This is a genomic window from Desulfitobacterium nosdiversum (genome assembly GCF_049860565.1).
GTDB classification, from domain to species: Bacteria; Bacillota; Desulfitobacteriia; order Desulfitobacteriales; family Desulfitobacteriaceae; genus Desulfitobacterium_A; species Desulfitobacterium_A nosdiversum.
In genome coordinates this window covers 3,296,946-3,319,562 of sequence record NZ_CP172056.1, presented here as the reverse complement: position 1 = coordinate 3,319,562, position 22,617 = coordinate 3,296,946, and the positions used below count along the sequence as shown (strand labels likewise).

Annotated in this window: 19 protein-coding genes and 1 pseudogene; 16 read left to right on the top strand and 4 right to left on the bottom strand. The window is 41.2% G+C overall.

From position 1 onward, the window contains the following. Positions 1-9: 9 nt before the first annotated feature. The 3 genes from ACHOLT_RS16160 (at position 10) to mscL (ending at position 1,893) form a co-directional block, all read left to right on the top strand. Entirely contained in the window at positions 10-357 is a 348-nt protein-coding gene (locus ACHOLT_RS16160; protein WP_425802654.1) for a NifB/NifX family molybdenum-iron cluster-binding protein, read from the top strand. 6 nt (positions 358-363) lie between these two features. Then, positions 364-1,239 (top strand): nitrogenase iron protein, encoded by an 876-nt coding sequence (gene nifH, locus ACHOLT_RS16155; RefSeq protein WP_425802652.1) that lies wholly within the window; start codon positions 364-366, stop codon positions 1,237-1,239. A 204-nt stretch (positions 1,240-1,443) separates the two neighbouring features. Continuing rightward, positions 1,444-1,893, top strand: a complete 450-nt coding sequence (gene mscL, locus ACHOLT_RS16150; RefSeq protein WP_425802649.1) for a large conductance mechanosensitive channel protein MscL — start codon at positions 1,444-1,446, stop codon at positions 1,891-1,893. Positions 1,894-2,000: 107 nt separating this feature from the next. On the opposite strand, the gene ACHOLT_RS16145 is transcribed toward mscL, so the two are convergent. Further along, complete coding sequence (locus ACHOLT_RS16145) at positions 2,001-4,736, bottom strand: CotS family spore coat protein (protein WP_425802646.1); 2,736 nt, start codon at positions 4,734-4,736, stop codon at positions 2,001-2,003. A gap of 158 nt (positions 4,737-4,894) precedes the next feature. On the opposite strand from ACHOLT_RS16145, the pseudogene ACHOLT_RS16140 reads away from it, so the two are divergent. The 3 genes and pseudogenes from ACHOLT_RS16140 (at position 4,895) to ACHOLT_RS16130 (ending at position 7,630) form a co-directional block, all read left to right on the top strand. Beyond that, positions 4,895-6,174 (top strand): annotated as a pseudogene (locus ACHOLT_RS16140) (UDP-glucose dehydrogenase family protein). Further along, positions 6,171-7,109 carry an NAD-dependent epimerase/dehydratase family protein gene (locus ACHOLT_RS16135; RefSeq protein WP_425802643.1) on the top strand — a complete coding sequence of 313 codons (939 nt, stop codon included), beginning with the start codon at positions 6,171-6,173 and terminating at the stop codon, positions 7,107-7,109. Before ACHOLT_RS16140 ends, ACHOLT_RS16135 begins: the two are co-directional and overlap by 4 nt. A 110-nt stretch (positions 7,110-7,219) precedes the next feature. Beyond that, positions 7,220-7,630, top strand: coding sequence for a hypothetical protein (locus ACHOLT_RS16130; protein ID WP_425802640.1), 411 nt, complete (start codon positions 7,220-7,222; stop codon positions 7,628-7,630). 145 nt (positions 7,631-7,775) lie between these two features. Here ACHOLT_RS16130 and galU read toward each other — a convergent pair whose 3' ends face one another. Continuing rightward, on the bottom strand, positions 7,776-8,657 hold the full coding sequence (gene galU / locus ACHOLT_RS16125) for a UTP--glucose-1-phosphate uridylyltransferase GalU (RefSeq protein WP_425802638.1): 882 nt from the start codon (positions 8,655-8,657) through the stop codon (positions 7,776-7,778). A gap of 254 nt (positions 8,658-8,911) precedes the next feature. Here galU and ACHOLT_RS16120 point away from each other — a divergent pair, with 254 nt between their 5' ends. The 4 genes from ACHOLT_RS16120 to ACHOLT_RS16105 are packed head-to-tail and all read left to right on the top strand — an operon-like array spanning position 8,912 to position 12,009. Then, positions 8,912-9,874 carry a metal ABC transporter substrate-binding protein gene (locus ACHOLT_RS16120; RefSeq protein WP_425802636.1) on the top strand — a complete coding sequence of 321 codons (963 nt, stop codon included), beginning with the start codon at positions 8,912-8,914 and terminating at the stop codon, positions 9,872-9,874. A gap of 9 nt (positions 9,875-9,883) precedes the next feature. Beyond that, positions 9,884-10,672 (top strand): metal ABC transporter ATP-binding protein, encoded by a 789-nt coding sequence (locus ACHOLT_RS16115; protein WP_425802633.1) that lies wholly within the window; start codon positions 9,884-9,886, stop codon positions 10,670-10,672. Continuing rightward, positions 10,666-11,505, top strand: a complete 840-nt coding sequence (locus ACHOLT_RS16110; RefSeq protein ID WP_425802631.1) for a metal ABC transporter permease — start codon at positions 10,666-10,668, stop codon at positions 11,503-11,505. Before ACHOLT_RS16115 ends, ACHOLT_RS16110 begins: the two co-directional genes overlap by 7 nt. 42 nt (positions 11,506-11,547) lie before the next feature. Further along, positions 11,548-12,009, top strand: a complete 462-nt coding sequence (locus ACHOLT_RS16105; RefSeq protein WP_425802629.1) for a Fur family transcriptional regulator — start codon at positions 11,548-11,550, stop codon at positions 12,007-12,009. Positions 12,010-12,142: 133 nt separating this feature from the next. Here ACHOLT_RS16105 and ACHOLT_RS16100 read toward each other — a convergent pair whose 3' ends face one another. After that, positions 12,143-13,063 carry an RluA family pseudouridine synthase gene (locus ACHOLT_RS16100; protein ID WP_425802627.1) on the bottom strand — a complete coding sequence of 307 codons (921 nt, stop codon included), beginning with the start codon at positions 13,061-13,063 and terminating at the stop codon, positions 12,143-12,145. Between the two features lie 139 nt (positions 13,064-13,202). On the opposite strand from ACHOLT_RS16100, the gene ACHOLT_RS16095 reads away from it, so the two are divergent. The 6 genes from ACHOLT_RS16095 to ACHOLT_RS16070 all read left to right on the top strand — a co-directional run bounded on the left by ACHOLT_RS16095 (position 13,203) and on the right by ACHOLT_RS16070 (position 21,645). Next, entirely contained in the window at positions 13,203-14,318 is a 1,116-nt protein-coding gene (locus tag ACHOLT_RS16095; RefSeq protein ID WP_425802625.1) for an aminopeptidase, read from the top strand. A gap of 68 nt (positions 14,319-14,386) precedes the next feature. Beyond that, positions 14,387-15,268, top strand: a complete 882-nt coding sequence (locus ACHOLT_RS16090) for a diacylglycerol/lipid kinase family protein (RefSeq protein WP_425802623.1) — start codon at positions 14,387-14,389, stop codon at positions 15,266-15,268. Between the two features lie 182 nt (positions 15,269-15,450). Further along, complete coding sequence (locus tag ACHOLT_RS16085) at positions 15,451-17,610, top strand: ABC transporter ATP-binding protein (protein ID WP_425802621.1); 2,160 nt, start codon at positions 15,451-15,453, stop codon at positions 17,608-17,610. Continuing rightward, positions 17,603-19,444 carry an ABC transporter ATP-binding protein gene (locus tag ACHOLT_RS16080; RefSeq protein WP_425802619.1) on the top strand — a complete coding sequence of 614 codons (1,842 nt, stop codon included), beginning with the start codon at positions 17,603-17,605 and terminating at the stop codon, positions 19,442-19,444. Before ACHOLT_RS16085 ends, ACHOLT_RS16080 begins: the two co-directional genes overlap by 8 nt. 22 nt (positions 19,445-19,466) lie before the next feature. Beyond that, a complete protein-coding gene (locus ACHOLT_RS16075; protein ID WP_425802617.1) occupies positions 19,467-19,913 on the top strand; it encodes a MarR family winged helix-turn-helix transcriptional regulator in 447 nt (148 codons plus the stop codon). Between the two features lie 169 nt (positions 19,914-20,082). Further along, complete coding sequence (locus ACHOLT_RS16070; RefSeq protein ID WP_425802614.1) at positions 20,083-21,645, top strand: CCA tRNA nucleotidyltransferase; 1,563 nt, start codon at positions 20,083-20,085, stop codon at positions 21,643-21,645. Here the strand turns inward: ACHOLT_RS16070 and ACHOLT_RS16065 are convergent. Beyond that, positions 21,601-22,548 carry a phosphate acyltransferase gene (locus tag ACHOLT_RS16065; protein WP_425802612.1) on the bottom strand — a complete coding sequence of 316 codons (948 nt, stop codon included), beginning with the start codon at positions 22,546-22,548 and terminating at the stop codon, positions 21,601-21,603. The genes ACHOLT_RS16070 and ACHOLT_RS16065 overlap by 45 nt on opposite strands. Positions 22,549-22,617 lie beyond the last annotated feature (69 nt).

The following is a 22,617-nucleotide window of genomic DNA, read 5'->3' as shown; positions in this document are numbered from 1 at the left end:
AAGTGGCGAGTGGCCATAGCGAGCCTTGATGGGAAAATGATAAACGAACATTTTGGTAGAGCAAAGGAATTTTTTATTGTTGATTTAAAGCCTGACGGTACAAACGAGTTTATAGGCAGACGTGCTGTTAATTCTCTTTGCAGGACCGGAGAACATTCAGATGAAGGTCTTTTAGCGAGCATAGATTCTTTGAACGATTGTACGGCAGTTTTGGTTTCACGAATTGGGGTAGGCGCCAAAAAGGCATTGGAGATAAATCGAATTGCTGTTTTCGAGCAGCCGGATTTTATTGAGGATGCATTAGCAAAGTTAACGAAATATTTTGTCAGAACAAATTATGCATATTTGGAGGATTGATAACTAATGCCCAAAAAGATTAAACAAATCGCCATATATGGTAAGGGTGGAATAGGTAAGTCTACAACAACCTCAAACTTAACGGCAGCTCTTTCGACACAAGGCTATAAAGTCATGCAGTTCGGGTGCGATCCGAAAAGTGATTCCACAAACACACTCCGCGGTGGAACCTATATTCCGACGGTGCTTGATACTTTGCGTGAAAAAAGTGCAGTAAATGCCCATGATGTAATCTTCAAGGGGTTTAACGGCGTATACTGCGTTGAGGCAGGAGGGCCGGCTCCCGGTGTCGGCTGCGCAGGGAGAGGCATTATTACGGCAGTAGAGCTTTTCAAGCAGCAGCGCATCTTTGAAGAATTGGAGCTTGATTTTGTGATCTACGACGTTTTAGGTGATGTTGTATGCGGCGGTTTTGCGGTACCCATCCGCGAAGGAATTGCCGAGCATGTATTTACTGTTTCTTCGGCAGATTTTATGGCGGTCTACGCCGCGAATAATTTGTTCAAAGGAATTCAGAAATATTCTAATTCCGGAGGCGCTTTACTTGGCGGTGTAATTGCAAATTCTATTAATCAACCTTATTCTAAGGAAATCATTGATGATTTTGTAGAAAAGACGAACACTCAGGTTATTCAGTATGTTCCTCGTTCAGTTACCGTGACCCAAAGCGAACTGCAGGGGAAAACAACGATCGAAGCTGCCCCCAACTCTGAACAGGCAAAAATATATAAAAGCCTTGCTCAGAAAATAGCGGAACATACAGATTCAAAAGTGCCTTCTCCTATGGGAGTAGCTGAGCTTAAGGAGTGGGCTTCACGATGGGGGGATCAATTGTTAGCGATGGAGACGGGGCTAATAACGTCTAATGCAGCAGGAATTTAATAAAAATGTAATCACTCCATATGAAAAAGGAGCGCAGTGAAACGTATAAAGTTTCCTTGCGCTCCTTTTTTATGTTGATCAAATATCTTTTTTCTTTGACGGTAAATATTATTCCCCCTGTATAAATGCACATCCATTATTAATATAATACCTTTAATCCAGAAGTTCTATCGATAATTTGTCAATGCAAAGGGGGAAATGCCAATGTGGAAAGAATTTAAAGAATTTGCCATGAAGGGCGATGTTGTGAATCTGGCTATAGGTGTTATAATTGGTGGTGCGTTTGGGAAAATTGTGACATCTCTCGTCACTGATATTATTATGCCGATTTTTGGATTGTTATTAGGCAGAGTGGATTTCTCCAATTTGTTTATCGCGCTTGGAAGCGGGTATTTTAAGACGATCAATGAAGCAAAGAACGCAGGGGTCGCAACCATAAATTACGGCCTTTTCATTAACAATATCATGGACTTTTTAATTGTTGCATTTTCTATTTTCTTTGTGATTCGGCAATTGAGCCATTTTAGCAGAAAGAAAGAAGAAATCAATGATGTTCCAACTTCAAAAACTTGTCATTATTGCTTTACGGAGATACCCATTAAAGCCACTCGGTGCCCTCACTGTACCTCAGAACTTGATTCTACATCAAAATGAATATCGTGGATCATAGATCAATATAATTTTGTTGAACATACTAAGAGAGCCGAAGTGAAGTGCCTTTAAAGCGCTGTTCTTCGGCTCTCTTTCTTTGCGTTTATACCTTAAGGATGGATCATAGCTAGGGTAATTTTTATTACAGAAGAATAGGGAACAGAGGACTGAACTGAAGGTTTTGATAAATTTTTCATTTGTTGGTCGGGGTTTTTTACTTTATCAGGGTGCTCTACTTTGGAAGCTGCCCCCTTTGGTTTGTCAACAAAGCTTGATTTCCAGACATCCAAGACTTCATTGGCTACTCGCTCCCAGCTGAAACGCTCTTCAGCTATACGCCTGCCTGTTTGTCCCATTTTTTGTCTAAGTCTAGGGTCGGAAAGAAGAATTTTAAGTTTCTCAGCAAATTCGAACGGATCTTCAGGCTGCTCGACGATTATCCCATTTTCCTCGATCACAACTTCTGGATTGCCGCCTCGTGCTGTTGTAAGGAAAGGCAAGCCGGCTGCCATTGCCTCATAATGGACACGCGCCAGCGGCTCTTGCCACTTCGAGGGACATACAAAGATATCGCCGGCCCAAAACCATTCATGGATGAGATCGGAAGGTATATAACCTGTAGTAATTACAGGAAAAGGAGCTTTCTCTGCCAGAGTGCGCACATAGGAAACATAATCCGTCATTTTATCTTCGCTGTACCATGTTCCGCCCACAATGACCAAAGCAATTTTCGAGGGATCGAAATGTATGGCTTTTAGGGCTTCAACTAAGAGATCGATCCCTTTCTTGGGAGTTAATCTTCCCACAAATAAGATGACCGTTTTATCTTGAAGATTGTGCTCTGCGCGCAGTCTTTGACGAATCTGTGCGGCGGAATTTGATTTTCCCCAAGGAATAAACGTATTGAGATCAACTCCAGAATAGATCGTATGAACTTTTGAAGAGGCCGAGGGATAAAGATTGCTGATTGTATTTCCGACATAGTTGCTTACAGTAATAATCCGGTCAACTTCATGGATGGCGGTTATTGCTTCTTGCGGGGTAATTTTATTGGAATTAAACATGTCATTATGCATGCTGAGAATAAGGCGTGAATGGGGAGCGGCTTCACGGATCAAAGGAATAAGACGGGGGCGATTGAAGACGTGAATCAAATCGAAAGTATTCTTTTTAAGAAAAGCTAGAACTTCCTCAGCGTAAATATCAAAAACGTGTTTACCGTCTACTCTTACATACCGAATATTCTCGGAGCGTTCATCATCAGGTAAAGAAGGATCTGAAGTTCCTAAAATGGTTAGATCATGGTGTTGACTTAGCAATCCGGAGATTCCGGTGATATACGTTTGAATTGCTCCACCACGCACGGGTGGGACGGGCAATTTCTCTGTACAAATCATCAGTATATTTAATTTAGAGTTTACGTTTTGGAGCAAGGAATTATTCGGTAAAGGATCTTGCTCAATAAAATCTTGCTGCTTTTGTATACTCGTTTTCTTAGTGCTTTGTGCTTTCTTTTTTCGTTTCTTTCTAAGGCTAAACGTCCGTTCGATAGAAGTTTGATTATTCTTTTTGATAATTTTGCTCGTTTCATGAATAAAAAAACCCTCTTGGATCTCCTCAAAATCAAAGGGAGAACTTTCTTGTGGAGGTAAACTAAGCAAGTCGGAGCTTTCCGGAGTTGGATTTATGGGTTGTATCTCGTGAATTTGGGGTTGAGACACAATTCTTTGTTCATAGTTGCCACTTGGAAATCTTTCCTTTTCAAGTTGGAGTTCTTTGAGTGTTAAACTTTTTGTCTGTTCCAAAAGAATGAGATGCTTCAGTATTCTTTCTAGATCATTATTCATAAAACCAACGGGGTCGTATAGCATCTCATGAATGTGTTTGTAAAATTCGTTAGGAAAGGCAAAATCAATGAGCAAAACCTCATACGTTTCTCGATCCAGAGGATTCGCTTGATGGTAGGCGTCAATCATACCCCGGATCCAATTTAAATCCCAGGTGCCCATGTCATCCATCGTACTTGAAATGAGCTTGCGCAGATCACGAATCGGCAGATCGTAAGCCACGCCATCGAGATCAATGACCCAAAGTCCGCCTGGGCCCAGTTGTCCGTTTGACCATCCGTAGTCTTGGTGAACCAGTCCCCAGTGTTCTTCACCCATTGCAACCATCTGAGCATATGAGGATTGCTCAAGAAGGGATAATGCGTCTTGGGCTTGACGCTCAAATATATTGATCAGGGAAAGAAGAAATTGACTGCTCGGAATATCTTCATAGGCCTTGGCGATATTACGGAACCAACCTATTTTGGTCAATATTTCTTGATAGTAGGTAGGCCAATGAGACAATCTCGAAGCTTTTTGGGCCCCTTTGGGTGGAATATATCCTCGTGAATAATTATTAAATTCACCTAAACCAAAACAGAGCTCTTGCGCACCTTTTAGATCTTTACCAGCTGGAGTCATACTTTCAATCCAATCTGTCACAATCCATAACTTGCCGCCTTTTTCAACATAGAGAGCCCCTGTTTTGGTCGTTTTTATTTCTGGAACTCTTGCTTTTTGTTTGACAACATAATCTTGGGCCCCTACGCTAAAGAGACTCCGGATAGGTTTACGGTGTAGAAGCTTTAAACTGCGGGGCCCTTTGTCTGTTTGGATTTTCCAAATGGCTCCGCCTTTGTCGGGTTTTGAGGTAATTAATGTTTTATCAAAGACTTCCATATCATAGTCCGTCATGACGAATTGTGCGAGTTCATCTACTTCGGGAGGTACATACATATCTAAGTTAAGACCTGCCTGCTGACCGATACTGTCCCAGGGTTCAATCTGATATTCTACCACTTCATCGCCCCCCACCTTATTTTTATCCATAGCATAAATTATTCTCTTTTAGTGCGAAGTGTTATCTCCGTCAGTAAAACAAATTTTTAACACACTCCATCGTAGTCGAATAGATTAGAGGTAGTAATCGATAACGAGGGGAGTGAGGTGTCGAAATTATGAGAATATGTGTAGTCGGCGCTGGCTATGTTGGGCTTACAACAGCAACTGCATTGGCAGATTTTGGGCATGAAGTTCAATGTGTGGATATTGATCAAGCAAAAATCGATCGTCTTTGTCAGGGAAAAATCCCCATCTATGAACCTGGATTACAAGATTTAGTAGATAAAAGCCTCCAAAAAAATAATCTGCATTTTTCTGCTCAAGTGGTCGAAAGCATTAGAGATTATCCGATTATTCTCATTGCGGTAGGCACACCTTCAAGGGAAGATGGAAGTAGTGATCTTAGTTTCGTAAGCAAGGTTGTTGAAATTATTGCCGCTACCCTTAATAGATATAAAATCATTATTACGAAGAGTACTGTTCCCCGGGAACCAATGAAGAAATTCGCCAAACGTTAATAGAAAGAGGCATAGACGAAGAACAATTTGATATTGTTTCCAATCCGGAATTTTTGCGCGAAGGGTGTGCCTTGTGGGATATTCAGCATCCGAATAAGATTGTATTCGGTACAAAATCGGATCGCCCCATCAAAATCCTCAAAAAGCTCTATCCCAGGGGAAAAGCTCCCTATATTTTTTCGAGTTTGACAGGAGCAGAGCTGATCAAATATGCCAGTAATGCCTTTCTGGCGACAAAGATTTCCTTTGCGAATGAAATGGCTCGGATATGTGAGGCTTATGCGGTAAATTATGCAGATATTGCCAAAGGAATAGGGACAGATCCGCGAATTGGACATCATTTCTTAAGCGCGGGTCTCGGGTTTGGAGGATCTTGCCTGCCCAAAGATTTGAGCGCACTCAAAAATTCAGCGGTGAGAAAAAATGTAGAAACAAAGCTGCTTGATGCTGTTCGAGAAATTAATACAGAGCAAATCGAGATTTACCTGAAAAAGTTGATGACTGAAATTTCCGATTTAACCGGTAAACAGATTACGGTTTGGGGTGTAACCTTTAAGCCGGGAACAGACGATCTGCGTTCTTCTCCAGCACTGAGCCTGATTCGGCAACTGCTCCAAAAAGGGGTTCGGGTTCATACGTATGACCCAATGGTTCACCTCGAATTAGCTGAGGTTAATGCCTTTAGCGATCCCTATGAATCGGTACGTGATTCTGATGCACTGATTATCGCTACAGAGTGGGATGAATTTATCACGTGCAATTGGTCTGAAGTCAAAGCCAATATGAGAGAAGCGATTCTTCTTGATGCAAGAAATTGTATTGATAGCCAAAAAGTCAGAAGCAAAGGATTTATATATCTGGGGGTTGGGAAACGATGAAAATTTGTGTAACTGGGGCAGCCGGATTTATTGGTTCACATCTTTGTGAACGCTTGCTTCAAATCAAGGATGTCGAGGTTATCGGAATCGATGGCTTGATCGACCCTGGCCTAATGCCAGTGAAACAGAGAAATCTAAGTCAACTTTTATCCAACCCGCGGTTTCATTTCCATCAAGTTGATCTTCGTCAGGCTAACTTAAAAAAACTCCTTGAAGATGTCCAAGTGGTTTATCATTTAGCGGCGCTTCCAGGAGTACGCTCGAGTTGGGGGGATCATTTTCAAGCTTATGTTGATCATAATATCTTAGCCACACAAATTCTATTGGAAGCCGTACGTGAACTTTCCCTTGAAAAGTTTATCTATATTTCAACCTCTTCCGTGTATGGTGAAAGAGTAGGGCAAGTTGCCGAAGATGCTATTCCTGCACCGCTCTCTCCTTACGGAGTAAGCAAGCTTACAGGTGAATATTTATGTAAAGTTTACCAAGCTAACTATGGTCTTCCTCTTGTGATTCTAAGATATTTTACGGTTTATGGACCAAGACAAAGATCAGATATGGCGTTTTATCGATTTATCGATGGGATTCTTCATCATCGACCTGTTCAAATCTATGGCGATGGGTTGCAGACTCGAGATTTTACCTTTGTCAAGGATTGTGTCGAGGGAACCATAGCCGTTCTCCAAGCAGATGGCGTTATAGGGGAAACGATTAATATTGGAGGAAAAGAAAGGACCTCGATTATCGAAGTTATCGTTTTGATTGAAAAATTGCTCAATGAAAAAGCAATTCTCGAATTTAAGGAAAAGTCGAAGGGTGATCCGAGGAATACTTGGGCCGATATAGCGAAAGCACAGACCTTGTTAAAGTATAATCCTATAAGTTCTTTACAAACGGGGCTTGAACGACAGATCGCCGATTTTTGCGGATTGTAATTCAGCACCGATGCCGGTTGCTAAGCATATGCTATATAACGAAGTTGCAATTCCATTTGAAGACTTTGGGTGGCAAGAGTTGAATATCCAGAAAAGAAAGGCGGAGAAATATGGCTAAAGAAGAATTGCTCAAACAGGTTCTCGACACATTGGCAAATGGAAACGAGCTTAAAAAGGTCAAAGTAAAGTTCCAAAATGGGGATGTCTTTAAGTATAATTTTGATACTGAAGTTGTAGAGAACGAAGTTGAAGTAGAGGACGACGAAGAGGACGACGAAGAGGAAGAGGCAGAAGAGGTAGAGGAAGAAGACGACGAAGAAGAAGAAGACGACGAAGAAGAAGAAGACGACGAAGAAGAAGAAGACGAAGAAGAAGATGACGATGACGAAGATGACGATGACGACGAAGACGACGAAGAGCCAGAAGAGAATCAAGTAGAAAACAAGGCGGCCGATTACTCGCAGAATACTCAAGTTTCTTTACCCGAAGGACGAAAAATTAATGTTATTAATCAAGTTTAATGTATTTTTAATCCTTTATTAAAAGGCAGATCTTTTCAAGTTTTTAATTAAACTTTTTAATGAAGATATCAATAAAGTAGCGAGAGGGTGTCTCAAATTGAGGGATCCTCTCGCTGTTTTGTTGGTGTATTGTCTCTCCAGTAGACTAAAGTTTTAAATTTTTCGCTGTTTTAAGCAAGTATTTTATTAAAGGGACAGATAATTCATCGTGCCTTAAGCCGTATTCAATATTGGCTTGAATGAAACCGAGTTTATCTCCTACATCATAACGTCGGCCTTGAAAATTATAGGCAATAATTTCCTGAGTTTTGCTAAGTTCGCGCAACCCATCTGTCAATTGTATCTCGTTGCCCTTACCCGGCGGAAGATTTTCTAAAATATTAAAAATAGCTGGAGTTAATATATAGCGCCCTGTAATGGCCAAACGGGTTAAAGGAGCATCCTCTATACTCGGTTTTTCAATCAGATTTCGAGCATGATAAATCCGAGAGCTTAATTTTTCTCCGTCGACAATACCATACTTGGACACATCTGCTAAAGGAACTTTCTGAACGCCCACGATATTTGATCCATACTGATTATAAACATCGATCATTTGTTTTAAGCAGGGTATTTTGGAATAAATGACATCATCTCCAAGTAAAACGGCAAAAGGCTCATCTCTAATAAATTGACGTGCACAGTAAATCGCATGACCTAAACCTAGAGCCTCCTTTTGCCGGACATAATAGATATTTGCCAGTTGCGAAATATCTTGAACTAGTTTCAGTAAGTCTTCTTTTTCATTCATTTTTAAGAACGTTTCAAGCTCTACCGAATGGTCAAAATGATCTTCGATTGCGCGTTTACTGCGACCTGTAATGATAATAATATCTTCTATTCCTGAATTAACCGCTTCTTCGACGATAAATTGGATCGTTGGCTTGTCTACTATCGGTAACATTTCCTTAGGCTGTGCTTTTGTCGCAGGGAGAAATCGCGTCCCCAATCCTGCCGCCGGAATTACGGCCTTACGAATTTTAACCATTTTTATTCATCCTATCTATCCGTCTTAAGCTTGCCCTAGAGTTTAAGAGAAATAACTATTTGAGGCTTTTTGATTTTTTGTTTTGTTAAATTATTGTATGATTTATGTTATATTAATGTATTCCTCCGTGTACCAAAGATAAGATGTTCCGCAAAACTTTTGTTTTACATTGCATATTTTAGGCAAGCCTATTATAATAAGAAAATGCAATGCAAATGCGAATGATTTGCAAATCTGTTCAAGGGCGGTTTTCAATGGTGAACTCAAAGACAGGAACATCAAAGTTAGGTTTAGTCGGCCTTATTTTATTGTTGATTAGTGCGTTGATTCTTTCTGGCTGTGGAAATGCTAAAGTGAATACTCAGAACTCCAATATGGGTTCTTCCTCAGATCCAGGAAAGAAATTAACAGTTTATACAAGCTTCTATCCAATGTATGATTTAACGAAGAAAGTTGGGGGAGATAAAATCAATCTTAAGAATCTTATTCCGGCAGGGACGGAGCCTCATGATTGGGAGCCAACGCCCGGCGATATGGGAAATCTCGAAAAAGCCGATGTTTTGATCTACAACGGTGCCGGAATGGAAACTTGGATAGATAAAGTGCTTAAATCCATTGATAATGAAAAGCTGGTGACAGTCGAAGCATCTAAGGGGCTTAAGCTCTTAGATAACACGGATAAAAATGAAAATTTGACCTATGACCCGCATGTCTGGTTAAACCCGATGTTGGCCAAGCAAGAAATGGAAGCTATTAAAAATGCCCTTGTAAGTGCTGACCCTTTAAATAAAGAGTATTACGAGAAAAATTACAACGATAATGCTCAAAAACTGGATCAACTTGACCAGGAATATAAAAAGACGATTACTGAGCTGAGCAAGAAGGATATAATCGTAGCTCATCAAGCCTTCAGTTACTTATGCAGTGCTTACGGATTAAACCAGGTTGCGATAGAAGGTTTGGCGGCTGATTCTGAGCCTTCGCCGGCGAGAATGGCTGAAATCGTTAATTTTGTCAAAGAGAAACAGCTTAAGTATATATTCTTTGAGGAACTGGTCAGTCCAAAAGTAACTCAGACGATTGCTCAAGAAACGGGGGCAACGGCTACCGTCTTGAATCCACTTGAAGGACTGTCGGAAGCAGATCAACAGGCAGGTAAAGACTATTTTTCCGTAATGAGGGATAACCTTGAAGTTTTGAAGAAAGCGCTGCAGTAGGGTAAAGTCATGGAAATTAAAAGCAATAAGATTATCGAAGTTAATCACTTGAATTTTGGGTATAGCAATAATCTCATTCTCAAGGATGTCAGCTTCTCGGTGGATAAAGGTGATTTTCTGGGAATTATCGGGGCTAATGGGACTGGGAAAAGTACCTTGATTAAGCTCCTGCTGAAGATTATGGAGCCGCAAAGCGGGGAAATAAAGCTGCTTGGAGAAGATATCGATACGTTTAAGCGCTGGAATAAAATTGGTTATGTGTCGCAAAAGGCGAATTCCTTTAATAGCAGTTTTCCGGCAACCGTTGAAGAAGTTGTTGCGGCAAATCTCTACTCGAAGATTGGCCTCTTTCGTTTTCCCAACAAGTCACATATGAAACAAGTTTATAAGGCTCTTGAGCTCGTAGGGATGCAGGCTTACGGCAAACGGTTGATCGGTAACCTTTCCGGAGGACAGCAGCAGAGAGTTTTTATTGCGCGAGTTCTAGTTAATGAGCCTGAAATTATGTTTTTAGATGAACCAACGGTTGGGATTGACGCCCGTTCAGAAGAAGCTGTTTATGGCTTGTTAGCCAGACTAAATAAGGAACTAAACTTAACGATTGTGATGGTTACCCATGATATTAGTGCAATAACGGTTAATGCGAATAAACTTGTCTGCTTGGGCGAAAACGGGATGTTTCTGCATGATTCCAGGGAGGGGATTACAGCAGAGTTTGCAACTGAACTTTACGGTTATAATGTCAATCTCCATAACCGTGATTGTAAAAATTGTTATAGAGGGGTATCTCAATGCTAGATGTTTTCCAATATGATTTTATGCGGCGGGCTTTTATTACCGGGATTTTAATAGCTACCATTACTCCTTGTATTGGAGTTGTAGTTGTTCTCAAGAGACTTTCGATGACAGGAGATGCCCTTTCCCACAATTCTCTGGCTGGTGTAGCAGCAGGCTTGGCCTTGAATATGAACCCTATTCTCGGAGCGGTCATTTTTTCGATTGCAGCAGCCTTCGGAATTGAAAAGGTTCGCAAATCTTTTCCCAAGTATTCCGAGATTGCGATTGCAATTATTATGTCCACGGGGATTGGGCTCGCGGGTATTCTTTCCGGCTTTGTCAAAAACAGCGCTAATTTCAATAGCTTCCTTTTTGGGAGTATCGTTGCTATCAGTGATTTTGAGCTTTACATGGTGATCGGTTTGAGCATCATTGTGATTTTAGCAGTCTTTCTTTTACACAAAGAGCTATTTTATATGACGTTCGATGAGGAGTCCGCGAGGCTTGCAGGCATTCCGATTAAGAGCATTAACGTGGTTTTTACATTGCTGACAGCGGTTACAATATCTATATCCGCGCGAACTGTAGGAACGCTGGTTGTCTCCTCCTTAATGGTGTTGCCGGTTGCGACAGCCATGCAGGTCGCTAAAAGTTACAAGCAGACCGTTTTCTATTCCATTTTATTTGCATTGCTGTACACCATATCCGGTCTGTTTATTTCTTACTATGCTGATTTTAAACCTGGAGGAACTATTGTTCTTATTGGCGTTTTTATCCTGACAAGTGTTCTAGTTTTTAAAAATCTTTTAAGCAGGCCTCGCTTAAAACGAAATAATATAAGCGAGCGGTTTTAAATGAAGTCGTAAAAGTTATTGCGATTAAATTTATAGTAAGGGATGGTCTCGTTGCAGGAAAATAAGAGTAGTGAGAGTGATATAAACGCGCTTCTAGCGAAAGAAGGCGTAAAAAGCACGAAACATCGCAAAGCAATATTAGAGCTTCTTGAAAATTCAGATATTCCATTAACAGCTGATGAGATTTTCTTAGCTTTAAAAGAAAATAACACTTCAATTTGGCTTTCTACCGTTTATCGAACACTTGAAATGTTAACGGAAAAAGAAGTTGTTATTAAATCAACGCTTATGGGTGAGGATAAAGCGCGATATGAAATCAAGCATGATGAGCACAAGCATCGTTTTGTCTGTGTGGAATGCCATAAAATGATTCCGCTCTTGGATTGTCCGCTTGAAGAGTTTGAGAAAAAGCTGAAGACCAAAATGGATTTTGATGTAACGGGGCATAATCTTGAAATTTACGGCTATTGCCATGATTGTAAACATCGAGCCCCTCAGAAGTGAAATTGGCAGCTAATAAAAGAGCTGATTGACTGACTGAGGATTGATAATAAATGAGAACAGATAAAGAAGACGTGTTTCAAGGGGATGCCCCTTCGAAACACGTCTTTTATTTAAACTATAAATAGAATGTATCTTAAGAGTTGGATGTAGCTTTTAGCGTTTTCAACTTAGAAACGAGTTCAATTAAATCCTTAGGCCAAGGTGCATAGATGGAGATGTTTTCACCTGTTGCCGGATGTTGAAACGCGTAATGGTAAGAATGCAAGGCTTGCCTTTGAATAAGTTCGAGTTGGCCCCCGTATAGGTCATCACCTAAAAGCGGGTGGCCTAAGGCTTGACAATGAACTCGGATTTGATGGGTTCGACCGGTTGAGAGCATAAACCTCATTAAGGTGGCTTCTGGATAACGGTAAAGTACCTGATAATAGGTCAGAGCAGGTAAACCGTCTGGAGAGACAGTACGCTGAATGAAACTTCCTGGAGTCAGAGCAATAGTTTGATCCATCTTGCCTTGGCCTTCAAGAACGCATCCTTGAACAAATCCTAAGTAATGTTTATGAATGAGATTGTGCTCAAGTTGATAAGCTAATTGTTGATGAGCAAAGCGGCTTTTGGCAATGACTACGATCCCTGAAGTATTGCGGTCAATACGATGAATAGGGCGAAAGCGATGAGGTGTTTCTTTTGCCTGCCAATACCCTACGACAGCGTTGCCTAATGTTCCAGTTGGATAACGGTGGTTAGGATGTACGACTTGCCCAGGGGGTTTATTGACAATCAGCAAATAATCATCTTCAAAAAGAATATCCAGCGGGAGCTGTTCGCCAGGGATATTCGCCGGTTCTTCCCCCAGAAGCTGAACGGATAAGAGGTCACCTGCCTGGCCCCGCGCAGTTAAATAGGTGAATTTTCCATTAATCCAGGCGTGTTCTCCTTGTTTCAGGGACTGAAGAAGTTTACGTGAAAAATGAAATTTATGGGCGAGGATATCCTGATACTTTTTGCCGTTGTCTTGGGGCTGGAGTGTATATTCCCAAAGCTCTTCTTTCTGCATATGAACTCCTTTTTGTAAGAAGGAAAATGTGTAATCCGAATAGAATTAAACTATTTGGCATATTTGGCAAATGATAAGGATAATTTTACAGAAGATAAAATGATTAAAATTAACAGTTTAAATGAAAGAAGGAATTTCCTTGAAAGATTCACGTGTCGAAAAATTAGCGGATAATATCATCAACTATGCTGTTGCTTTAAAACCGGGGGATAAGATTTTGATCGAAGTGAACGGACTTCAGATTCCTCTTGCACAGGCCTTGGTGCGCTATGCTTACCAAGCAGGCGGAGTACCTTTTTTGACCATAAATAATCATACCTTACAACGGGAAATTCTCAAAGGAATTTCTCATGAGCAAGCTCAGGCGATGGCTGATTGGGACCTCGCTCGGATGAAAGAAATGCAAGCGTATGTAGGCATCCGCGCAGGGGAAAATGCAAGTGAGTTTGCGGATGTCCCTGCAGATAAGATGAGAATTTATCAATCTTATTATTTAAAACCTGTTCATTCTGAGCAAAGAGTACCGCATACGCGTTGGGTTGTGATGCGTTATCCCAATGCGTCCATGGCTCAGTCAGCAAATATGAGTATTGAAGCGTTTGAGGATTTCTATTTTAATGTCTGTAATCTAGATTATGAAAAAATGTCTATAGCCATGGACCCTCTGAAGAAATTGATGGATCGTACAGATAAGGTTCGAATTGTAGGACCGGGAACAGATCTTAGTTTCTCGATTAAGGGCATGAAGGCCATTAAATGTGATGGCCATTTGAACATTCCTGATGGTGAAGTATATACGGCACCTGTTAAGGATTCGGTCACTGGGCGAATCGCCTACAATACCCAAGCTGTTTATCAAGGCTTTACTTATGATTCAATTGTTCTGGAATTCAAGGATGGGAAAATTGTCAAAGCTACGGCTAATGACACTGAGCGCATTGAGGGAGTTTTCAATACGGATGAAGGAGCGCGTTATGTCGGCGAGTTTGCAATTGGAGTTAATCCTTATATTCTAACCCCAATGAAGGATACCTTATTTGATGAAAAAATCGATGGCAGTTTTCACTTTACCCCAGGGTCTTGTTACGATGATTGCTATAATGGAAATAAATCGGCAATTCATTGGGACTTAGTAAGTATTCAACGGCCGGAATATGGCGGCGGGGAAATATATTTTGATGATGTGCTTATTCGGAAAGATGGACGGTTTGCGGTTTCCGAGCTTGAAGGCCTGAACCCGGAAAACTTGAAGTAAATAATACCAAGTAATAATAGTAAGACTCATTGAAAAGATGAAGTATTTGAAGTTGGGAGTCGAGCGAAATGACTCATAAAAAGTTACGATTAATATACAATCCTCATGCTGGACGCCGAAAGCTTGTCAATGAACTCGATACAGTTATTCGAATATTTCAGGAGGGCGGATACGAGGTTAATGTTCATCGGACACAGTCTCCGGAGGATATTGAAAATACAGCCGCACATTGTGCAGACATGGATACTGTTGTTGTTGCGGGTGGGGATGGAAGCATTCATCAGGCGGTGAACGGTTTGATGAAAATCCCTATGGAAGAGCGGCCAATCCTAGGGATTCTTCCCGTAGGAACAGCAAATGATTTGGCTTTTGCTTTAAAACTTCCGAAATCGATTGCAGCCGCATGCGAAGTGATTGCAAATGGTGCAACCTTTGATATGGATTTAGGCAAGGTCAATAACCGGTATTTTGTCAATGTGGCTAGTGCAGGATTACTCACGGATATTTCGCCCAAGGTCGATGTCCGGGTAAAGAATAGACTTGGCCAGCTTGCCTATTATCTTAAAGGGATTGAAACCTTACCGAGCTTTCGGCCATTTCATGTTCAATTTGAGCAAAATGATCGAAAATATTCTGAGGATGCTATTTTATTGCTCGCAGTTAACGGGCTTTCAGTCGGAGGTCTTAGACAGCTAGTGCCGAAGGCATCGCTTTCAGATGGCAAACTTGACTTTTTACTAATTAAGCAAAGCGACTGGCCCGAAACAATGCGCTTGCTTCTAAAAGTCCTAGGCGGCGGAAAAGTTGGAAGCAACAATATGGTTCAGTTTCAGACTAAACATGTAAGTATCAGCTGTGAACGTCCGGTAAGTTCAGATCTCGATGGAGAATGGGGACCCAACAGTCCCTGGGAAATCCAGATTGGGCCTAAGATAACCGTACTTTGTTAAAACCTAAAAATTAAACTCAAACATTTGAGTTTTGGAACACAGGATAAACCCAATTATTGGGTAACCCTGTGTTTTTTGTTTAACAAATGGAATTTATATCCGCTTGATTAAAAAAAGCTTAGGGTTTATTATATCATAGTTATCTAATATTAGCCGACTAACATAAAAAGGAGCTAGAAGAGATGTTAAAGATTTTTAAACATCTGAAAGGTTCGGCACTCGTGATTTTAACCATTATTGCACTGTTATTTTTGCAGGCGTTTTGTGATTTGTCACTGCCAGCCTACACTTCGGATATTGTAAACGTAGGTATTCAGCAAGGCGGGATACCTGATGCCGTTCCTGCGGACATACGGCAAAGCGAATTAGCGAAGTTAACCCTGTTCATGTCTCAGGAAGATGCGGCCCTTGTGCGAAATGATTATGAGCCCAGTGAAACAATCAAGGGCGAATCCGTTATGCAGCTGAAAAAGATCAGTAAGGACGAACGGAGCAGCCTCAACCGAATCCTGGGCAAGGCTATGTTAATGCGAACCGCTCAAGCCAAAGGTATGACAAGCTCAGGCAATGGACTATCCGGCCAGGATCCTTCAGGCAGCAACATCATGCCTAATGCCAATTCTCTAGAGCAATTGCCGGATACAATGGTTACCCAAATTGCAGTATCCTATGTTAAAAGCGAATATCAGGCGTTAGGCAAGGATCTCAATCAAGTGCAAAGCCATTATATTTTAATTGCGGGAGCTAAAATGGTTGCCCTTGCACTGCTTGCGATGCTGTTCTCGATCACGGTAGTTATTCTGTCAGGCCGTCTTGCAGCTTCCCTTTCGCGGATTTTGCGGGACAAGATTTTTAAAAAAGTGATTACTTTTTCGAATACAGAATTAAACCGATTTTCAACAGCCTCCTTAATTACCCGCAGTACGAATGATATTCAACAGATTCAATTGATGATGACGATGATGTTTCGTTTTGTATTCTATGCCCCGATTCTTGCGATTGGCGGGGTAATTAAGGCGTTGCAAACGGATTTTTCGATGGGTTGGATCATAGTAGTGGGGGTCGGAGCGATTCTTGTTCTTATTTTAGGACTAATGACAACTGCGATGCCTCGCTTTAAAAAGCTTCAAACCCTTGTTGATAAACTAAATTTGGTTACCCGAGAAATTTTAACAGGTATTACGGTTATCCGTGCTTTCAGTACGCAGAAGCATGAAGAAAAACGCTTTGATGAAGCCAATAAAGATTTAACGAAAGTAAATCTGTTTGTCAACCGCATGATGACATTTATGATGCCGGCCATGATGCTCCTGATGAATGCCCTTACCGTTCTCATTATTTATAAAGGTGCGTATGCTATCGACAGCGGAGCGATGCAGGTTGGAAATATGATGGCATTTATGCAGTATACGATGCAGATCATTATGTCCTTCCTGATGATTTCCATGTTTTCTATTATGCTGCCACGGGCAAGTGTTTCGGCGAATCGGATTAACGAAGTTCTTGAGACGGAATCCTCCATAAAAGATCCAGTTCATCCAATTTCCACTGCTGCTAACGAGGGAACAGTGGAGTTTCGCAATGTTTCTTTCCGCTATCCGGGCGCTGATGAAAACGTATTGACAAATATCAGCTTTGCCGCTAAGCGGGGTGAAACGACCGCATTTATTGGCTCGACGGGTAGCGGCAAATCCAGTCTCGTTAATCTTATTCCCCGTTTCTTTGATGTCAGCGAGGGAGAGATCCGTGTGGATGGGGTGGATATACGCCAAATGCCGCAAAAAGAACTGCGGAATAAGATCGGTTATGTCCCTCAGAAAGGCGTTTTATTTTCAGGAACTATTGACTCAAACTTGCGTTTTGGGAAACAAAATGCGAATGAGGAAGAAATCAAAAAGGCAGCAAGTATTGCCCAAGCCTCTGAGTTTATTGAGGAAAAGGAACAAAAATATGATGCTCCTATTGCTCAAGGCGGTTCAAACGTTTCCGGCGGTCAGAAGCAACGCTTGTCTATTGCTCGTGCGATTGCCAAAAAACCGGAGATTTATGTCTTTGATGATAGTTTCTCTGCACTTGACTATGAAACCGATGTCGCACTGCGCCGAGCCTTGAAACAGGAAATTGAAAGCAGTACGATTCTCATCGTCGCTCAGCGTGTGAATACGATTTTACATGCAGAGCAGATAATCGTTCTCGATGAAGGCCGCATTGTCGGCAGAGGAAGACATGAGGAGCTCCTTCAATCTTGTGAAGTTTATCGGCAGATCGCAATGTCACAGCTATCCATGGAGGAACTCAATATCAAAATCAATTCGGGAGAGGAGGGTGCAGCCAATGCCTAAGGAAGGTCAACCGAGACGCAGCCCCTTTGGCGGTCCAGGCCATCAGGGTATGAATTTTGAAAAGGCTAAAGATTTTAAAGGAACCCTGCTGAAACTTGTAAAATATTTAAGTACCTATAAGGTTCGTCTGCTTGCAGTCCTTCTTTGTGCTATTGCCAGTACGGTTTTTAATATCGTCGGTCCTAAAATTTTAGGAAATGCAACCAGTGAAATATTTAAGGGGCTAATCGCTAAAGTCAGCAGGACTGGGGGAATTGACTTTACAAGCATAACGCGCCTTTTGCTGTTTTTGTTCTGTCTCTATATTATCAGCGCCGTATTTTCCCTCATTCAAGGTTGGATTATGACGGGTATTGCGAATGATGTCACCTATCGTTTGCGGAATCAAATATCCCAAAAGATTAATCATATGCCTTTAAAATATTTTGAAAGCCGTACGTATGGTGAGGTGTTATCCCGTGTTACCAACGATATTGATACCCTGGGTCAAAGCTTAAATCAAAGTTTAACTCAGTTAATCACTTCAGTTATCACCATAATCGGCGTCATTATCATGATGTTAAGCATTAGTGTTTCGATGACGCTGGTCACGGTGCTTATTCTTCCCCTATCCGCGGTTTTGATTGGCCTGGTTATGAAGAATTCTCAAAAGTATTTTCGTTCTCAACAAAAATTCTTAGGGCAAATTAATGGCCAAGTGGAAGAGGTTTTTTCAGGTCTGAATATTGTCAAGGCTTTTAACCGAGAAGATGTCTTCGTCCAAGAGTTTGAACAAACGAATGATCAGCTTTACAACTCTGGATGGAAGGCCCAAGTCATTTCAGGCATGATGATGCCGATCATGCAGTTTATTGGGAATTTAGGTTATGTTGTGGTTGCGATTCTTGGGGGTTACCTGGCCATTAAAAATGCGATTCAAGTCGGGGATATCCAAGCGTTTATTCAATATGTCAGGAGTTTCACCCAACCGATAATGCAGGTTGCCCAGGTTACGAACATGCTTCAATCTACGGCTGCCGCTTCCGAACGTGTTTTTGAGTTTTTAGAGGAAGCTGAGGAGCAGCAGCTTGTGGAGAACCCTGCTGTGTTAGATGGGCTGGAGGGAAACGTGACCTTCGACCATGTAGCTTTCGGCTATAATCCTGAACAACTGATTATCCATGATTTCTCCACAAATGTTCAAAGCGGACAAAAAGTTGCCATTGTCGGTCCGACTGGGGCAGGTAAAACTACATTAGTTAAGCTGCTCATGCGTTTTTATGATGTGAATAAAGGTTCCATTCGTTTGGATAATCACGACCTGCGTGAGTTTAATCGTAATGAACTTAGAGATATGTTCGGTATGGTTTTGCAGGATACCTGGCTTTTTAATGGGACGATCATGGAAAATATCCGATATGGACGCTTGGATGCTACAGATGAAGAAGTTATAGCTGCTGCCAAAGCGGCTCATGCTCATCATTTTATTATGACCCTGCCTGATGGATATAACATGGTTCTTGATGAAGAAAGCAGTAACATTTCCCAAGGGCAGAAACAGTTGCTCACGATTGCTCGGGCTATTCTTGCCGATAATAAGATTTTGATTCTGGATGAGGCTACGAGTTCAGTTGATACACGAACGGAAGTCCTGATCCAAAAAGCGATGGATAATCTTATGCAGGGGAGAACCAGTTTTGTCATTGCCCACCGTCTTTCGACGATTAAAAATGCAGATTTGATTCTCTGCCTTAAAGATGGCGATATTATTGAGCAGGGAACGCATGATGAATTGATGGCAAAAGGCGGCTTCTACGCTAACCTTTACAATAGCCAATTTGAAAAAGCATCATGAGTCTAAAGGAGGTTCAGAGATCATGAAAGCAGATTCTTCGATTGTGTTGTTGTTAATGCAAATCTTTCGCTATCACATTCATTATAATTTTGCAAAGCTTGAGCACATTGATATGCACCCCCGACAGTTTCCTATGTTAAGGATATTATTTGAGTATCCTGGACTGAATCAAAGAGAAATTGCTGAAAAGCTGAATATTAAACCGCCGACGGTTGCCGTAAGTATCAAACGAATGGAAAAAGCCGGTTTAGTCGAAAGAAAACAAGATCAGAACAACCAGAGAATATCCCGGATCTATATTACGGATGCAGGAACCCAAGTGATGAATTTAGGAAGGAAAATTATTGCTGAAGAAGAGGAGATGCTGCTGCAAGATTTTACAGAAGAAGAGAAAGCTCAAGTTCGTCAGTATTTGCAGCGAATGAGAAATAATCTTATGGAATTAAAATCCTCAGCTCTAAAACCCTAAAACCTAAGAGAATCGTAATAATTAAAATGACAAAAGTGTTTTTAGCTGTGGCGGCTGTAGCACAATATAATAGGGAAGTTCTGAAGGTTTTTAGATTTTTGAGTAGAAAAAAGAAAGCAGGAGAAAAATAGATTGAAGAATGTACTAGAGGAATGGAGGCTTAAGCTGGATGACTCCTTTTCAAAAAGAACTTTTTTCTCGTTTGAGTGAAATAACACGAGCCTTCCTTATTGGTGGAGCTGTCCGTGATCAAATTCTTAATTTAAAAGCAAAAGATGTTGATGTTGTAACCGAGCTTGGCTTAGATGAACTGGAACAATTGTTAGAACAATGGGGTTATAGGCCCTTTCGAATTGGTGCTAAATTTCAAACTGTAAGTGTATTTCACGAAGGGGAACGAATCGACTTTGCTGAACTGATCCATGACTTGGAAACGGATGCTTTGCGCAGAGATTTTACGATTAATGCCATTTATTTCGATATTCAGAGCAAGGAATGGGTAGATCCTTTAGGGGGAATAAAAGACTTGCGGGAAAAATGCCTTCGTGCGTGTGGAAGTCCGGTTGATCGGATAAAAGAGGATCCACTGCGCATTATCCGCATGGTTCGTTTTAAGGTAAAGTACCAATTCGATATTGATGAAGAGTTACTGCAAGCTGCGCGCACTTCAATAGGATTACTTGATGATGTCGCGAGCGAAAGAATTACTGAAGAATTAGGACGGATCATGGTCCTTGAGGATGTTGAGGAGGCTGTTCGACTCTTAGATGATATCGGTTATTGGCAAGCTTACTTACCTGAATTCGCACGTCTAAAAGGATTAGTTCAAAATCAATATCATTCTAAAGATGCCTGGGAGCACACTTTACATGTCGTCCGAAATACTCCGCCCAAAATTTTATTGCGCTTTGCGGGACTTTTTCATGATTTGGGAAAATGGGAAACAGCAAGCAGAGAGTGTTATGTTTGGGGAAAGTTAGAAGGATCTGGTCGTGATTATCATCTTGAGAAATTTGAAATTCTGGGTAAAAACCTTCAGCGGTGGCGAGGACAATATGTAGAGGTTCATGGTGCTCGCCTCGATCATTATCCGGAAAAAATTCAAGTCAAACATATTCGCCAATCGAGCATGAGGAAAAATAGCTTTGAGTGGGTAGTTGACGGAAAACGGCACTTTCTCGGACATGAAAAAGAGAGCGCCAGACTAGTACAACGAATCCTGCCGCGTTTTCGTTTCCCAATGATTCTTGGAGCGGGTCCTTCGGGAGAGAAGGAACTGCTATGGTTAATCGAAAATCATATGAGTGTTACACTTGCCTTCATGTCCGAGCTAAGAGGTGAAAGCAATGTAAACCAGCTTCACCATAAAATTCGGCGTTTCGCTTGGGAAAAAGGGTGGGACGGTCGAGAATATCAGAAAGAAAGACTCCTTAATTTATTAGAATTATGGCGCGCCGACTTTTTCGGGGGAAAACAGCGTACGCTTCAGGATGAACTTATCTTTGAAAAACTTCAAAAAGATATTATAACTGCGGCACAATTCTTAGAAAAGCGGAAGCAGGAATTAAACTGGGAAGTTTTTGAAAATTTTCTTCGGGAGAAGAACGTAAAAGGGAAAGACATTGGTGAATTCAAAGAAATTATTCTTGAAACAGTGATGCTCAATGAAAAGAATCAACCCGAAAATTTAGCCTTGCTCGAAAAAGAGTATCAAAAGTTTAGACGTAGATGATAACTTAGAACATGCGGCTGCTAAAACGGTTGCATAAAATTTCTCTTCGGGGGAGGAGCTTCTTGAATTAAGGACTAAAGGAACTTTTGCTCCGGTTACAATTCCACCCATTTTAGCACCGGCATTATAAATGAGACTTTTCGAAAGAATGTTGCCGGCAGCGATATTAGGAAGAAGCAGAACATCATAATCACCACTGTGTTTTCCGGGGAATCCCTTTAGTTTTGCCGATTCAGGCGAAACAACGATGTCGTATGAGACAGGACCTTCGACGGAGCAGTCGGATATTTCTCCTTTTCTATTCAGTTCTTGAAGCTCAAAGGCATCAATAGTGTCAGGCATTGATTTATTGGCTTTATCTGCAGCTGTGACTGCTGCTACCTTAGGAGATTCATAACCAAGCCTCTTGAAAAGGTCGACAGCATTAAGAAGAATTTGTTTCTTGGCCTTAAAGTCAGGCGCAACAACGATTCCTCCATCAGTAATTCCTATAAGTTTGTGATACCCTGGAACTTCTAAAAAGGCAACATGACTCATTGATCTTCCCGTACGCAGTCCTGTTTCTTTGTCTAAAATTCCGTGAAGCAACTCTGAAGTATCTATGAACCCTTTAACAATCAAAGATGCACGACCATTGTTAACGAGTGAATTGGCAATATAAGGCGTGCGAAGAATATTGCATTCATTGATAATTTCAAAAGAATTCGGATTTTCACCAAGAGAGTTTAAAATTTGCTCTATCTTTTTACCCTCACCGATAAAAATGGGAATTGCGATTTTTTCCTTATAAGCCTGTAAAGCAGCCTCGATCGTATGGGGATCCGCAGCAGATACTATAGCAGCTGTCAGGGGGGTGCCGTTTTGTATTTGTGTAATGAGTTGGCTGAAACTTTTAATTTCCATTTTATTTCCCCTTTCCGTTTTTTGAAACCGGATATAGAAATTATATAAAATACATCATTTCAAAACAAT